This window comes from Algoriphagus marinus, assembly GCF_001936475.1.
GTDB lineage: Bacteria > Bacteroidota > Bacteroidia > Cytophagales > Cyclobacteriaceae > Algoriphagus > Algoriphagus marinus.
This window is the reverse complement of record NZ_MSPQ01000002.1, coordinates 268,656-283,824: the sequence shown is the minus strand read 5'-3', so window position 1 is coordinate 283,824 and position 15,169 is coordinate 268,656. Positions and strand designations below refer to the sequence as shown.

Below are 15,169 nucleotides of genomic sequence, written 5' to 3'. Positions count from 1 at the left end.
AATATATGAGCAACAACTTACTGAAAATCTCACCGGTTCAAGATTTACTGTCAAAAAAATACTTTATCCCTGCATATCAGAGAGGTTATCGTTGGGGGCCTATGGAGGTAGAAGCTTTGCTAAAGGATATTGTTGAATTTAAAGATTCACCAAAAGGCCAATCAAACGAGGAAGGGAAGGAGCCTTTCTATTGCCTCCAACCGGTAGTGGTTAAAAAGTCAGGTAAGGATGTTTGGGAAGTGATTGATGGACAACAGCGCTTGACGACCATACTGCTTATCCTATTCTATTTTAATCAAACAGAATTTAAGAAACCCAAACCTCTCTATTCATTGAAATATGAAACGCGGGAGGATAGTGAGAATTTCCTAGCAAAGATTGAAGAAGAGGATTTTGCCAGAGATAATGTGGATTACTTTCATATTCATAGTGCGTACAAAAAAATTGATGATTGGTTTACTAAGATAGAAAAATCTAATCAGGCCATAAAAGGCGATTTTTATTCAAGCTTGATTAATCAGGTCAAAGTAATTTGGTATGCAATTGAAGATGACAATCAATCCGTTATTGATATTTTCACTCGCTTAAACATTGGGAAAATTCCTCTCACTAATGCGGAATTAATCAAAGCCATGTTTTTGCGAAAAGATAACTTTGATCAAGCAAGAGCCAGCCTAAAGCAAATTCAAATAGCTGCTGAGTGGGACAGTATCGAGCAAACGCTTCAGCAAGATGAGTTTTGGTATTTTGTTTATGACACATCTAACCCACTGAAATACGAGAACAGGATCGAATACATTTTTGATTTGATGTATCATCGAAAAAGGGAGCACGAATACTACTATACATTTTTGGAATTTGTAAAGGAAGTAGAAAAGACCAAAGACAAGAATGGAAAAGCGTTAATCGACACACTTTGGCTAGAAATTAAGGAGTACTTTCTGATCCTTGAAGAATGGTACAGCAACAGAGAATGGTATCATCTGATAGGATATTTAGTGGCTTGCGGCAAGAGTGTCAATGATTTGAAAAAGGAAACTAAGAATAAAACAAAAAGTGAGTTTAAGGTACATCTATATGATTTGATCAAGCAGCAAGTGAATTTTATAATTGACGATTTGGAGTATGGCAGATCAAAGGACAATGAGAAAATCCGGAAGGTACTCCTACTTTTCAATATTCAAACATTAGTAGTCAATTCCGGTGCAGATATGCGGTTCCCTTTTCATAGATACAAAAAGGAAAATTGGGATATAGAGCACATCTATTCCCAAACAGACCAGGAGCTGAAGGGAGTTAATCAAAAGAAAGCTTGGATAAAGGATATGCTGGAATATATCACCGGAAAATCGGTGAATGACCTTTCTTTTGAGGGTGCTTCTACCAATGAATCAGAACATCATTCTTCTTATGATCCTGTGGAATCCCTTACCAAGAAATTACTTGATAATTACCGAGAGGAGGGAATTACAAACGAAATATTCGATCTATTAAAAAAGGAGGTAGAGGCTCATTACAAGGTAAATACCGATGAAATAGAGTCAAAAGATGGCATTAGCAATTTGGCCTTGTTAGATGATTTCACCAACCGGAGCTATAAAAACGCTTTGTTTTTTATCAAACGAAAGAAGATTGTCGAAAACGATCAGGTAGGTAAGTTTGTGCCAATTTGCACCAAAAATGTATTCCTAAAATATTACTCCAAGCAACTGGACGAAGTGATGCATTGGAAATCATCGGATGCTGAGCACTACCTCAATGCAATACATAATACGCTAAGCGAATTTTTACCAAAAGAAGATAAGCGATGAATCCACCTAATACACAAATAGAAAGTGGTGAAAGGCTGTCCTTTTACCAGTTGTTCGCAGAAAAAAAACTAACTATTGAAATTCCAATTATACAACGAGACTATGCACAAGGAAGGAATACAAGCAAACAGGTTAGAGAAAGGTTTTTGGAAGCACTTTACGATTATTTAGAAGATAATGTACCAGGACGAGATCTGGATTTCATCTACGGAAGCATATCCAATATAGGAGGTAATGAAATATTCATTCCGCTTGATGGTCAGCAGCGTCTTACCACACTTTTCCTGTTGCATTGGTATCTAGCTGCTCTAACAGATAGGAAAGATGAGTTGAAAGCACATCTGGCAACAAACGTGAAGTCAAAATTCACCTACGAAACAAGAAGTAGTGCAAGAGAATTTTGTGATGCCTTGATGATTAAGGATTTAACGAAAGAAAACGATATCGAGGATCATAAACTTTCTGATATAATTCAAAATGAAAGTTGGTTTTTTCTTTCTTGGAAAAATGATCCTACCATTCAGTCAATGCTAGTAATGTTGGATGCAATCGAGCGAAAATTTAAAGGAAAAATTGATCATTTTGATAAGCTGATCAATCTTACACAACCAATAATTACTTTCCAGTTTCTTGACCTCAAGGAATTTCTCCTTACAGATGATTTATACATCAAAATGAACTCAAGAGGCAAACCTCTTACCCCTTTTGAGAATTTCAAAGCCAAACTGGAACAGAAAATAGAGGAACTATTCAAAGATGATTCAGAGCTGTTCGAACTTAAAATCAAAGATCATACTCGATCAGTTAAAGCTCATGAGTATTTCTCAAAAAAAGTCGATACAGTTTGGTTGAATTATTTCTGGGAATTTGGAGGACGGAACCCCAAAGCTGTAGATGAACAAATTATGAGTTTCATTAGAGTTATCTTTGCTAATTATATAGCAATTCGAGATTATGATAAAATAAGTGGAGAATCAATTCAAAGACCATATAATTTTAGAGTTTTAATCGATTCTCAAGACATAAGGAAGAAGAGAGATACAGAGAATTTATCATTTTTTGATTTTCTGGAGCTTGGGGCTATTTCAAAAGAGTCCATCCAGTACCTTATCAAGGCTTTTATTAGGCTTACAGAAATTGATTCTGACATAATTAAGAAACACATTGATCCTTTTCACTACAACTATGATTCTATTCTAAAGAAGGTTCTAAGCAATAGTTTAACGGCCCAAGAAAGAGTCAAATTCAGTGCCTTTATAGGTTATATTATCCAAAATGGTGATCAACTTGATGGGCTAAGGCAGTGGATGAGAGTGACACATAATCTAGCAGAAAATCATCGTATTGATGATGCAGATATTTTGATAAGCAGTTTGCAAGGAATAAATCAGATGGCTATTCATTCTCATTCTATTTTAAATAAGCTGCGCTCTAAAAAGTTTGTAATAGGAGGTTTTTACGGGCGACAAATTGAAGAAGAAAGAATTAAAGCTCGCCTCATTTTATGGAGGGATCATTGGGAAAAGGAAATTCATTCAATTGAACAGACTTCCTTTTTCAATGGTCAAATAGGGTTTCTCCTTGATTTTTGTGGAATCATAGAAGAGTTTCTTCGACCGGGGGATTTTGATTGGGATGATTCAGAAGATCAAGAGTATTTGGATAAGTTTTCCAATTACTCCAAAAAGGCTGTGGCCATTTTCAGTGAAATTGGTAGTGCTATTAATCAAGATTTTCTGTGGGAACGAGCCGTATTAACAAAAGGAAATTATTTATTGTCGACTACTTACAATCGCTTGAATTTCCTTCAATCAACAGTAAATATTCGAGACAATAGCTGGAAACGTTTATTAAGATTAAATCCAGAAAGCCAATCAGATGATACTTTAGTATCAGACAAAAGAAATTTTGTTAAGGATGTTTTTGATGACCCTCGTTTTGATGCCAATGATGCTTGGGGTTCATGTAATCAAATAATTAAAGATGAGGCAGATAATTGGCGTAAATATTTTATCACCAACCCGCGATTGATCAGAGTTTGTGAACATGGATTTATAAGGTTCGATGATGATTTAAATATCAAACTTCAAACTAAAACCAAGTTGACCTATTATTGTGAATTAAGAACGTATAACCTCTATACTCTAGTTATAGTTGACAAGTCTTTCCCTCCATTTAATGATTCGAAGTATAATTGGCTTTATGGCAATGAAGAAGGTATTTGCTCAATATTCTTTGGCCCTTGGACTTACCAACGTAAGGAATATGAGCTAAGAATATATTTTGAATCGTCCTACGGTTTTGGAATACAGTTTACCAAGAGCAAAGGAGATCGCAGTGAAAGCCAATACGATGATGATCTAGTTAAAATATTAAAAAATCAAGGCTATCAATTTGATCTTGAAGAATGGAATAGCTTCTATATCACTGATTTTACTGAAAGTGGTATCGTTAAGAAGTTAAATAATCTCTGTTTGCATTTAAATAAACTAAGCTGATGAGTTCAATAGGTAAATCAGAACTTGAGTCTCAAAATAGAGTGATTCAACTTTTTCAAGAGGAACTGGGATATACCTATATGGGAGACTGGGCTGAAGAAATTCGTACTCAACCCATAGAAGAGGATTTACTGTTAAAGTATTTAACCAAGGACAATAAATATTCCTCTGAGTTGGCACAAAAAGCAGTAGATACCATTGTAAAAGTAGCTACCAATCTTTCTGATGACTTATATGAAGCCAACAAAGAAGTCTACAAGCTGCTTCGTTATGGTGTTACGGCTCGTGAAGAACTTGGGCAACCAAAAGAAACGGTTTGGTTAATCGATTGGAAGAACCCAACAAATAATGATTTTGCCGTAGCGGAAGAAGTAACTGTAGCTGGTAAGCATAAAAAAAGGCCAGATGTGGTGCTATTCGTTAATGGAATTGCCATCGGTGTTATCGAGTTAAAAAGAAGTAAAGTTGGTGTTGAAGAAGGTATTCGCCAAAACTTAGATAATCAGAAGCCAGAATTCATTGAGAAGTATTTTACCACCATGCAACTCGTTATGGCTGGTAATGACACCCAAGGCTTACGATACGGGACTATTGAAACTTCTGAGAAGTACTATTTAAAATGGAAAGAAGAAAGCGATAAGGAATTCGATTACTTATTGGATAAGCACATCTCACAGCTTTGTGAAAAGTCCAGAATACTAGAGTTGATTCATGACTTTGTGGTATTCGATAAAGGGGTCAAAAAACTATGCAGACCTAACCAATATTTTGGAATAACAGCTGCTCAAGAAAACATCCGTACTAAAGAAGGCGGGATTCTCTGGCATACCCAAGGTTCTGGTAAATCCTTAACCATGGTTTGGTTAACGAAGTGGATTCGTGAAAATGTAAAGGATAGTAGAATACTTATCATCACAGACCGAGAGGAGCTGGATGACCAGATAGAAAAACTCTTCACTGGTGTAGATGAAAATATTTACAGAACCAAAAGTGGTAGAGATCTCATCAATGTCCTGAACCACAAAACCGAAATGCTAATTGGTAGTTTGGTTCACAAATTTGGAAGGAAATCAGATGAAGGTGATTACGATAGTTTCATTGAAGAATTAAAAGCAAGTTTAGGAAGTGACTTTAAAGCCAAAGGTGATATCTATGTTTTCGTAGATGAATGTCACCGTACCCAATCTGGGAAGCTCCATGATGCAATGAAGCTGATTTTACCAGATTCATTATTCATTGGATTTACAGGTACGCCACTGCTTAAAAAAGATAAGCAGAAAAGTATTGAGGTATTTGGACCATACATTGGTAACCCTTACAAATTCGATGAAGCAGTTGAAGATGGTGTAGTTCTGGATTTATTGTATGAAGCCAGAGACGTAGAGCAATTTATTACCGACCAGCAAAGCATAGATGAATGGTTTGATGCTGAAACCAAAGGCTTAACCGATGTTGCTAAGATTGAATTGAAAAAACGATGGGGAACCATGCAAAAAGTACTTGGTTCAAAATCAAGACTAGAGAAGATTGTTTTCGATATCGTAAAAGACTTTAAAATAAAACCAAGATTATCCACTGGAGAAGGAAATGCCATGCTGGTATCAGGTTCAGTTTATGCAGCGTGTAAATATTATGAGTTATTTCAGAATGCAGGATTTAAAAATTGTGCCATCATCACATCCTACCAACCCCATCATGCTGATATAAAAGGAGAAGCAACAGGAGAAGACAATCCTACCGATAAGCTATTAAAGTACGAAGTGTACACTAAAATGCTGAAAGGTAAAACCACTGAGGAATTTGAAGCAGAAGCAAAAGCCAAGTTTATAAAAGAACCCAGTAAGATGAAATTGCTTATCGTTGTGGATAAGCTTTTAACTGGTTTTGACGCACCATCGGCATCTTACCTATACATTGATAAGAAAATGCAAGACCATGGCTTATTTCAAGCAATATGCCGAGTTAACAGGGTTGACACAGAGGATAAAGAGTACGGATATATTATTGACTACAAAGATTTATTTAAAAGCCTTCAAAATTCCATACAAGATTATACCTCAGAAGTTTTTGACAACTACGATGAAGATGATGTAAAAGGACTGTTGAAAGACAGGCATACTGAGAGCAAAGAGCGATTAGAAACATCTTTGGAAGCAGTAAGAGCCATATGTGAACCTGTTCATCCTAAAGATGAGCCAACCTTCATCAAATTCTTTTGTGGCAATACAGAGAATCCACAGAACATTAAAGACACAGAAGAGAAGCGAGTGGCATTGTATAAAGCAGTGGTTTCGCTAATAAGAGCCTATTCCAATGTAGCTAACGAGATGCAAAAATTGGGTTATACCGACCAAGAAGCTAATTCAATTAAGGAAGAGGTAAAGTATTATTCTGATCTGAGAGAAACCATTAAGCAAGCCAGTGGTGATTATCTTGACCTAAAACGATTTGAACCTGGTATGCGTCAGTTGATGGATATGTATTTGGATGCTAAATCAAGCAACAAAATATCTGACTTTGAGAATAAATCATTGGTTGATTTGATTGTGAAGCTGGGTGATGAGGTAAACGGTACCCCAGAGGATCAAAAGAAAAAGAGACAAGAAGCTGTTGCTGAAACCATTGAGAACAATGTTAGGAAAGTAATCATTGAGGAGTCCCAGACTAATCCTAAGTATTACGAAAAGATGTCCCAGTTGCTGGATCAGATTATCCAATTGAGGAAAAAAGAAACATCAGATTACCAAGAATACCTTAAAAAGATAAAAGATTTAGCCCATAAGGTTGCAGAACCCTCTAGTGGTGAGTCTTATCCTAACTCAATTAACACCAGAGCGAAACAAGCACTTTATGATAACCTAGAAAATGATGAATCATTAGCGATGGTACTTGATGAAGCTGTGCACTATAATAAACTGGATGGTTGGCGTGATGGTGGAATCAAAGAAAAGAAGCTGCGAATTGAGGTGAACAAGATTATAAATGACCCAGAAAAAACTATGGAGTTAATGGCAATAATAAAAGCACAAAGTGAGTACTAGAATAGAAAAAATATCAGTTGCCAACTTAGAGATTGACATAGTTCGCAAGGATATCGAAAATATGCACTTGGCGGTATACCCACCACATGGGCGTATTCGATTGTCTGCTCCTGCTGCAACAGATGATGAGGTATTGAGGCTATTTGCTATCTCTAAGTTAGGCTGGATAAAAAAACATGTAAAGAATTTTAAAGAGCAAGCCAGAGAAACGAAACGTGATTATGTTTCTGGTGAAAGTCATTACTTCAGCGGTAAGCGATATCTGTTAGATGTGCAGCATCACGATGGTCGCAATAAAGTTAAACTCATAGGAATCAATAAAATCCAGTTATGGGTAAAACCAGAAGCAACCGTTCAGGATAAAGCTGCCATCATGAAAGAGTGGTATCGCAAACAACTTAAAAAACAATTACCTGAGCTTATTGTCAAGTGGGAAAAGGTGATTGGCGTGAAATGCAATGATTGGGGAGTAAAGCAAATGAAGACTAAGTGGGGTGCTTGCAACACCGATGACAAACGCATCTGGTTAAACCTTGAATTAGCTAAGAAACCGACTATTTGCCTAGAGTATATCTTGGTTCATGAGTTAGTCCATCTACATGAGAGAAATCACAATGATAGGTTCGTTTCATTAATGAATCAATTTATGCCTAAATGGAGATTATACAGGGATGAGCTAAATAGTTTACCTATCGTACATAATGATTGGGGGTATTAATTGGTGATACTTTATCTAGCGGTTTGGAGAACTTTTTATGTCAAATATTTATCCCTTCACTCAAAATCCCTCAACAAATCCACTCCGGCATTGAGGAGCATTTTTGAAAATTCAAGGCCGTCGATCAATTGGACTTGATTTAGAGCTGCTGTTTTTTGAGCTTCTGAATTAATAGAATCAGCAGTTGTGATGACCCAGGCTATTCGACTGTAGCCGTCATCCAATCGGTCTTGCTGGGATACATAATCCAGAACCTGATTTGCTGCCCATTGATTGATCTGCCCACTTAGGAATTTTGCCTGCACATAGATGATCAGCTTCATTTTCTCAAAGACAGCAATGATGTCTGCATCACCTTCTTTATCCCGCGTATTTTTGGCAGGAATAGTGACTTGGGTAGCTCCAATGGTCTTAAAATAAATGCTGATTACCTTTTCAAACTTACTCGGGTTGAGTTGTGTAGTGAGGGACTCCAGTACCAGCCCGGCTGTTTTTTCAAGTAGAATGGAGTGTAAGTGAATTGGTTTGTTTGCCTCATAGTTCTTGATGGCATTTTCGATATTCAATTTAAGATCTGAAATACATGAGTTTGTTTGACGGATTTTCATTCTTGCAGTAAGCGCTGCATCAGCAAATTTCTCTCTGGAAATATCTCGTTGCAGGATTTTCACTTTTCTCACAAAGCCCAAGTCAAATCTTACGCCTTGATTGGAGTATAGATAAGTACTTTCTGAATCAACAGGCTTTCCATCCCATGTTGTTAGTAGATCTAGTTTTAATTCTTGAATCAATAAGGGTGTGTCATCAATGATTTCACAAACGGTGAAGTTTCCTTTCCCGGGAATTAGAACCAAATCTCCTTTTTGAAATTGAAAAAATCTCCAAAGATTTTGGCGCATTTGCGGCACGTACCCCCAGTAATCTTGAAATTGTTGATCAAAGTATGATCTATTTCCCTGCAATGCCTGGGAGAGAAATTCCTTGCTGGAAAAATCAGAAAAACCAATGGATAAATATCCTTTATTTAAAAGTGGACGTGACAACTCTGCATGGTGAGAAATTCGATGAAGCCAATAGTTCATGTTAATTTATTTTTCAATGGAAAATAAGTTTGATTTGAAGGCTACTGATTCATACCCAGTTTTAGTTTTTTATAAAAACTTCAGTGTTTTCTTTCAACCAGTTCACTTGTTTTGGACTCTTTTTATGGAGATAATCTTTCCATTTTTGCCAAGGGAAGTACTTACTTGGATGCTTGATGAAAATCAATTCAATGGATTCCCCATTACCATTTTGGACCGTTGCAGTCTTTGCATAAGAAGTTCCAATGCGTTCCTCCCATCTCACTCCCTTTGTTGAAAATCCAGTTCCTTTAATTCCCAATTCCAATGTATTTGCGGCGGTGGTTCCAAGAAATATACAAGTAGTAGGTTTGGTCAGCCCAACCAAATGAAAAAAGGTCTTCCATCCACCGATATAATCCGTTTTTAAGGGTCTATCCACATTGGTAGAAAGCGTTCGCTGGATAAAATTATGGTAGGAAAGCATTGCCCAAAGTTTAGTGCTGTCAAACGCTTGGTTCCCAAAAAGCGCCCGATACAAATTGGGGAAGATCTTTGTTCCATAGTACAACCGATCAATTGCCAATTCTCTGATTACTGCTCTTGTATATTCAGGGTGATTGTGTTTTTCTATCGACTGAGGTGTATTGTCATGGTAATGGCTTTCACCAATAATCATTATTTTCTGATCTGAAGGGAGATTTGAAAAGGTATCTCCAATCCATGGAAGCCATTTTAAGCCATCTATTTTATTAAAAACTGAGTCGTTCATACTGATTTTTTGAATTGGTTTTATTTGATTTTTGATTCCATAATATTTTTAGCTTTCTCCTTTACCATCTCCTTCAATCGCTCCGGTTCTTCTACTTTGACCTCATCGCCATGTGACAAAATCACTGAGATCAACTCATAGTTGATTTTTACACGGAGACAGATTTTGAGGATGTTGCCGTCATCGACTAAAATCTGCTGGGTAGGATGTATAGGCATGGATTTGATATAGCGACCTTTGAACTCAGTAAAAGTCAGCACCACTGTTTCTACCGTTTCTTTGGAGTTATTGATAATTCCGATCGTTTCCAGAAATCTTGACTCTAAATCTGGGGCAGGAGGGATGCTGACCTTTCCGGGGATTAGTTCCAAAGATTTGATTCGATCCAAACCAAAAAAGTGGAGTTGATCCTTTTCGGTCCAAGCCATCACATACCAGCGATTCAGGTATTCCTTGAGTGCTACAGGGCGTAATTCCCGTATCTCAGATTTCCAAAGCCAGTATTTTTCATATTCCACCAGAATTACCTCCTGATTTTCGATGGCTTCTAAGATTGGCTTCAGATATTCCGTACCCCTAGCCAATCGCTTTTCAAAAAACACTTTTCCGCTCAGTCGATTAGCCCGCCTGAAAGCTTGAATCGTCTCAAAGGATTCCAGAAGCTCAAGATGGTTTTCGCTACTTTCCTCGATATTGATCCGATAGCGGGACGACTTGAAATCATATTCAATGATCAGCCCAAAAAGCTCTTCAATCTCCTTTAGATCCCTATTTAGGGTACGCTTAGAAATCAAGAGATCCATTTCCTTGTCATTGGATTTTTCTTCCAAATTACTTTGTAGCTGATCCCATGTAAATGGTCCTTTTTTAGCTGTTTTAATGATTTGAAGTTGACGATAAAGCGAGTTGAGTTTGCTCATAGTTCAAAGTAAGGGTTAGCTTCAGCCAATATGTGGCTGAGTATAGAAAAGTATCATTTTTTTTTAAGCAGGACATGTTTTGACTGAGGGTACTTTGACTTTAGGGGTATGAATGATATTTCCCATTTTCAAATGGCTAGAAAGGCCCTAAAAAAACTCTATCCTTCTTGGTTACTTTTCATAGATGAGGTGATGGATTTGATACAACCATTTTGGTTGGGACTCCAATCTAAAGAACATGCTCATTTCATTCATCTGATAGGATATGGGAAGAGGCAAAAAGCCAAAGAGATCATCATTGACTTGCTAGAGTTACTCGATTGGCAAAGCGATTCAATCTTTCTTTTGCAAAATTGGGATCTCCAATCTCCATCCTCTTTTGTCCAAGTGGTAGATTTCCAAGAAAGTTATCGTGTTTTCCCAAAGGTTGTAGTCACTGATTTCTTTTCGGAGTTTTTAGACTTGGTTAATGGAGAGGCAGCAACTTGTTCGTACTTACCTCAATTTAAAAACTTTCTGAAGGAGCGAAAGGAACTCCAGTTATTTGATGAGTCCCATCCATCCAGTGATGTTAGGGGTTCTTTGATTATAAGTTTTTTGGATTTCTTTGGAGATCAAGATTTTATTCAAACCCGGCTCCTTCTTAAGTTTCTATGGAATAATCCTATCGAAGGATTTAATCAGCTGAGGAAAACCTTTGTCCCTGAGGAGATGCAAAGAATGATCGAAAAAGAATATGTCAAGCAAGAAGAACTAATTTTCTTCTCCAAAGATTGCCCTTTTCATGCGCAAATGGCAATTGATCTTCAGGCAGTAACCTCGGCCATTGCAGTTAAAGGAAGTGAACTGTTGGGCATTCCTGTTTCAATAAGTTTCAATGCCATGGATTACTTTTTGGCTTATGTTTTTTACAAAAAATTAATCTACTCTAAACTACTTCAAGCGGGATTGGATTTTTTCCTACCCGTTTTTAGACAATACCCAAGAATGACAGGGAAAGTCAATATAAGACCAGAAAAGTTGGAGCTGGATTTTAAAGGAGGTTGGAAATTTAACTTAATGTTGGATTGATATGAATAGAAGAGATTTTGCAAAAAGGATACCCTTCCTCGCTGCCATGCCTTTGGCTTTGGGAGCAAGTAAATCTAAAACTCCATCCACTAAGCGGCATTTGATTGCTTTGGGTAGTGTAGCATCCAATCTGGTAGTTGAAAATAGGAATCTGCTCAGGTTTGATTCTTTCACTTTGGTCAGTGATCATAGTCCAGACCTTCAAGTGAAAACTGAGTTCATCTCCTATGTTCCCCCGGATCAAGCCTATTTTTTTTTGAATATGCGAAAGTTTCTAAAAAAAGAGCCATATCCCTTAATTGATCTTCCTGAAGAATTATCAGAGGTAATAAGAAGTAAGGAAGGTGAAGTGCTAATAATTGCAGCCCTGGGCAAATACACAGGAACCGTATTGAGTAATTCTATTGCAAAAGCTTTTGCCGGATCCTCTCACCTTAGCTTTGTGGTAACTATTCCCTTTTCTTTTGAGGGATCATTTGTAAGAAATGAAGCATTAAATGCTGCTATCAAAATCACATCTCTTCATCCCATACACTTCTTTGACTTTGAAGATATTCGGGAGAAGCATGGCAACATAAGTGTCCGAAGTGCTTTTGAAAAGGGGGATGAGGAGCTAATAAGACTTTTATAAGCATTACTCATAAAAGTAAAAAGCTCAGTGCATTAGTACTGAGCTTTTTTTGCAGAGAAGGAGGAGGGATTGACTACGTCGATCCCATTTTTGGGGAGAATCAAAAGAAAAGCCTTCTCTCTTCGTTCGATTGGGCTTTTTCGCTTATTAGTTCACTCAAGCAAGCTTGGCTCCTTAACGCAAAAAGCCCATCCGCTTCGCGGAAAGGCTTTTCTTTTGCAGAGGAGGAGAGGACTGAGCGTTAAAAAACAGTCCGGTGGACTGTTTTAGCGAAGGGCCAGCCAGCGGGTAGCCCTGACGACTCAAAATGAAAAAACCCAAGCATTTTGCTTGGGTTTTATATTGCAGAGGAGGAGGGATTCGAACCCCCGGTACCTCACGGTACAACGGTTTTCAAGACCGCCGCGATCGACCACTCTGCCACTCCTCTATTGTTTGATTCGTTTTCAAGTTCGTTGCTCCCGATAGCTATCGGGACGTCCACTCTGCCACTCCTCTAATTTTTAAACTTGCGTGGTCTCGCTTGTTTAGGTTTGCAAAAGTAAGGCTATTCTCTTTTTATGCAAACCCCTTTTTATGATTTTCTGCTAACCCCTTGATTTTATTAGGATTATTTTTTCATTTCTTCAAAAATTAATCACTCCATCCAAATTTTCAATGCGCTATTGTTACAAATACCATGGCGGCCCACTGCCTACTGCCACCTGCTCACTGCTCACTGCCCACTGCCTTCTGTTCCTCTACCCATTGCTTCACTACTTTTTCCAAGATATCCAATGGTAAAGCGCCGTTGCCGAGAACTGTATCATGAAAGCCTTTCAAATCAAAGTTATCCCCAAGTTCGGTTTCAGCCATTTTTCGGAGTTCTTGAATCTTTAGCATCCCAATTTTATAGCCTGTTGCTTGGCCTGGCATAACCATATATCTTCTGACTTCCGCTTGGATTGCCCCTGGAGCAATTGATGAGTTTTCAGAGAAATACTTGATCGCATCTGCTTCGGTCCAGCCTTTGGAGTGAATACCAGTATCCACCACAAGTCTGATCGCTCTCCAGATTTCATTTACCAATCGACCGAAATCGTAATATGGATTCTTGTATTGCCCCATTTCCTTGGCAAGGGCTTCAGAATAAAGTGCCCAGCCTTCCACATAGGCATTGAATCCCAATTGGGTACGGAACTTTGGAACTGATTCCAGCTCCTGAGCAATCGAGACTTGCATATGATGGCCTGGATTTCCTTCATGATAAGCTACGCCTTCCATGGTAGATTTTGGCATAGCATTCATGTCCGACAGATGGACATAATAAGTTCCTGGGCGGCTACCATCTGGAGTTCCCTGATTGTAATGTTGAGGAGCGCCGTCTTGCTCCCGAAAAGCCTCAACACGCCTCACTACCAGATCTGCCTTGGGTAAGATACCGAAGTAGTCAGGTAGTTTCTTTTTGATCTCGTCCAGAAATGCGGTGCTCTCATCAAGGTAGGCTTGTCTTCCCTCATCTGTGTTTGGAAAAAAGAACTGAGGATCGCTATTTACAAATTTGAAAAATTCCTTCAAATCTCCTTCAAAACCAACCTGGTCCTTGATCGCTAACATTTCTTCCTGAATACGCTTTACCTCCCTCAGACCAATCTGATGAATCTCATCCGCAGTAAGGTTAGTAGTGGTAGAGGTTTTTAGGCGATGTGCATAGAGTGCATTCCCCTTCTCATGTCTGCTAACACCCGTTGGTGTCTCTTCAAGATTTGGTAATTCGGATTCCAACCAAGCAATCAACTGCTGATAGGCTGGCTGAAATTCGTTCACCAGATTTTCTTGTGCTTGAATTCTAAAATCCGCGGCCTGTTCTGCAGTGATTTTGCCTTCTTTTTCAAGAGCCTCAATTTTGCCAAGTGCATCATTCCAGAGCGCAGCATTTTGCTCAGAATCTGTAAAAGGAGCTCCTTCAATTAAAGCCTTTGATTGTGATATAACATATTCATAAGCAAATTTCGGTGGTCGGATTCCTGCATCTGTTTGAAGTTTTGCCCGATCCAATAACTGAGAGATGGCTCTTCCGCCCTCCTTATATCTGGAAATTAAAGCTTCCATATCGCTTGCATCATCGACTTTGTGGAAGTTGATAATCATATTCGGTAGCTGTGTATGGGGCCCAGTCATCTGGTTGAAGACATAGTTCATACGACGAAATTCCTGATCCCCTTTCTCCATTTGATATTGATAAATCCAAAGGTCATAGGAAACTTTTGCCTCCTCACTTAGCAATTCGTAGGAGAATTTGTCCTTCATTTCCTGAACACTTGCTTCCATCCAAGCCAACTTTTTGTCCTCTGCTTCTTCGGACATATCATCAATCTCCCCATATCGGTCTTTTCTACCTTGTACAGTAAGTTGAAGAGGGCTCATTTGAAGGAGTTCTTCGTATTCTGAATTGAACCAGTCATTGATCTCAGTATCTGGGATCATTGTTGGGGCAGGTTCGGAACAGCTAAAAAGAAGCGCGAGTCCTATCAAAGGGAAAAAGAGAAATTGTTTATTGTGCATATTGAGTTGAATAATTGCTGGATAAAAACAGACTACTGAAATTTTATCTTTGAAAATAACTTGAATTAAGGAAAAGGCCTAATTCGGAAAAGTCATATTCCT

10 protein-coding genes and 1 tRNA gene are annotated in these 15,169 nt (G+C 38.1%); 6 read left to right on the top strand and 5 right to left on the bottom strand.

Annotation, left to right across the window (positions count from 1 at the left end; genetic code table 11):
- Positions 1-5: 5 nt before the first annotated feature.
- Genes BVC88_RS05635 through BVC88_RS05620 form a run of 4 tightly spaced genes read left to right on the top strand, consistent with a single transcriptional unit; the run spans position 6 to position 8,068 of the window.
- A complete protein-coding gene (locus BVC88_RS05635; RefSeq protein ID WP_075349674.1) occupies positions 6-1,811 on the top strand; it encodes a DUF262 domain-containing protein in 1,806 nt (601 codons plus the stop codon).
- On the top strand, positions 1,808-4,309 hold the full coding sequence (locus BVC88_RS05630; protein ID WP_075349673.1) for a DUF262 domain-containing protein: 2,502 nt from the start codon (positions 1,808-1,810) through the stop codon (positions 4,307-4,309). The genes BVC88_RS05635 and BVC88_RS05630 overlap by 4 nt, the downstream gene beginning before the upstream one ends.
- Positions 4,309-7,350 (top strand): type I restriction endonuclease subunit R, encoded by a 3,042-nt coding sequence (locus BVC88_RS05625; protein ID WP_075349672.1) that lies wholly within the window; start codon positions 4,309-4,311, stop codon positions 7,348-7,350. Before BVC88_RS05630 ends, BVC88_RS05625 begins: the two co-directional genes overlap by 1 nt.
- Complete coding sequence (locus BVC88_RS05620) at positions 7,340-8,068, top strand: M48 family metallopeptidase (RefSeq protein ID WP_075349671.1); 729 nt, start codon at positions 7,340-7,342, stop codon at positions 8,066-8,068. The genes BVC88_RS05625 and BVC88_RS05620 overlap by 11 nt, the downstream gene beginning before the upstream one ends.
- Positions 8,069-8,124: 56 nt before the next feature.
- Here BVC88_RS05620 and BVC88_RS05615 read toward each other — a convergent pair whose 3' ends face one another.
- The 3 genes from BVC88_RS05615 to BVC88_RS05605 form a co-directional block, all read right to left on the bottom strand.
- On the bottom strand, positions 8,125-9,150 hold the full coding sequence (locus BVC88_RS05615) for a restriction endonuclease (protein WP_075349670.1): 1,026 nt from the start codon (positions 9,148-9,150) through the stop codon (positions 8,125-8,127).
- Between the two features lie 61 nt (positions 9,151-9,211).
- Positions 9,212-9,901 carry a hypothetical protein gene (locus tag BVC88_RS05610; RefSeq protein WP_075349669.1) on the bottom strand — a complete coding sequence of 230 codons (690 nt, stop codon included), beginning with the start codon at positions 9,899-9,901 and terminating at the stop codon, positions 9,212-9,214.
- A 20-nt stretch (positions 9,902-9,921) separates the two neighbouring features.
- Positions 9,922-10,821 (bottom strand): helix-turn-helix transcriptional regulator, encoded by a 900-nt coding sequence (locus BVC88_RS05605; RefSeq protein ID WP_075349668.1) that lies wholly within the window; start codon positions 10,819-10,821, stop codon positions 9,922-9,924.
- Between the two features lie 108 nt (positions 10,822-10,929).
- Between BVC88_RS05605 and BVC88_RS05600 the strand changes: the two genes are divergently transcribed.
- On the top strand, positions 10,930-11,892 hold the full coding sequence (locus BVC88_RS05600) for a hypothetical protein (RefSeq protein ID WP_075349667.1): 963 nt from the start codon (positions 10,930-10,932) through the stop codon (positions 11,890-11,892).
- 1 nt (position 11,893) lies between these two features.
- Positions 11,894-12,523 carry an FtsZ/tubulin family protein gene (locus tag BVC88_RS05595; RefSeq protein WP_075349666.1) on the top strand — a complete coding sequence of 210 codons (630 nt, stop codon included), beginning with the start codon at positions 11,894-11,896 and terminating at the stop codon, positions 12,521-12,523.
- Positions 12,524-12,868: 345 nt separating this feature from the next.
- On the opposite strand, the gene BVC88_RS05590 is transcribed toward BVC88_RS05595, so the two are convergent.
- Both BVC88_RS05590 and BVC88_RS05585 read right to left on the bottom strand, forming a co-directional pair.
- Positions 12,869-12,953 (bottom strand) — tRNA-Ser (locus BVC88_RS05590).
- Between the two features lie 278 nt (positions 12,954-13,231).
- Positions 13,232-14,989 (bottom strand): DUF885 domain-containing protein, encoded by a 1,758-nt coding sequence (locus BVC88_RS05585; RefSeq protein WP_245803599.1) that lies wholly within the window; start codon positions 14,987-14,989, stop codon positions 13,232-13,234.
- Positions 14,990-15,169: the final 180 nt, after the last annotated feature.

Coding starts and splice junctions, on each gene's coding strand:
- BVC88_RS05635 (WP_075349674.1), top strand. CDS start 6: ATGAGCAACAACTTACTGAAAATCTCACCGGTTCAAGATTTACTGTCA.
- BVC88_RS05630 (WP_075349673.1), top strand. CDS start 1,808: ATGAATCCACCTAATACACAAATAGAAAGTGGTGAAAGGCTGTCCTTT.
- BVC88_RS05625 (WP_075349672.1), top strand. CDS start 4,309: ATGAGTTCAATAGGTAAATCAGAACTTGAGTCTCAAAATAGAGTGATT.
- BVC88_RS05615 (WP_075349670.1), bottom strand. CDS start 9,150: ATGAACTATTGGCTTCATCGAATTTCTCACCATGCAGAGTTGTCACGT.
- BVC88_RS05610 (WP_075349669.1), bottom strand. CDS start 9,901: ATGAACGACTCAGTTTTTAATAAAATAGATGGCTTAAAATGGCTTCCA.
- BVC88_RS05605 (WP_075349668.1), bottom strand. CDS start 10,821: ATGAGCAAACTCAACTCGCTTTATCGTCAACTTCAAATCATTAAAACA.
- BVC88_RS05600 (WP_075349667.1), top strand. CDS start 10,930: ATGAATGATATTTCCCATTTTCAAATGGCTAGAAAGGCCCTAAAAAAA.
- BVC88_RS05595 (WP_075349666.1), top strand. CDS start 11,894: ATGAATAGAAGAGATTTTGCAAAAAGGATACCCTTCCTCGCTGCCATG.
- BVC88_RS05585 (WP_245803599.1), bottom strand. CDS start 14,989: ATGATCCCAGATACTGAGATCAATGACTGGTTCAATTCAGAATACGAA.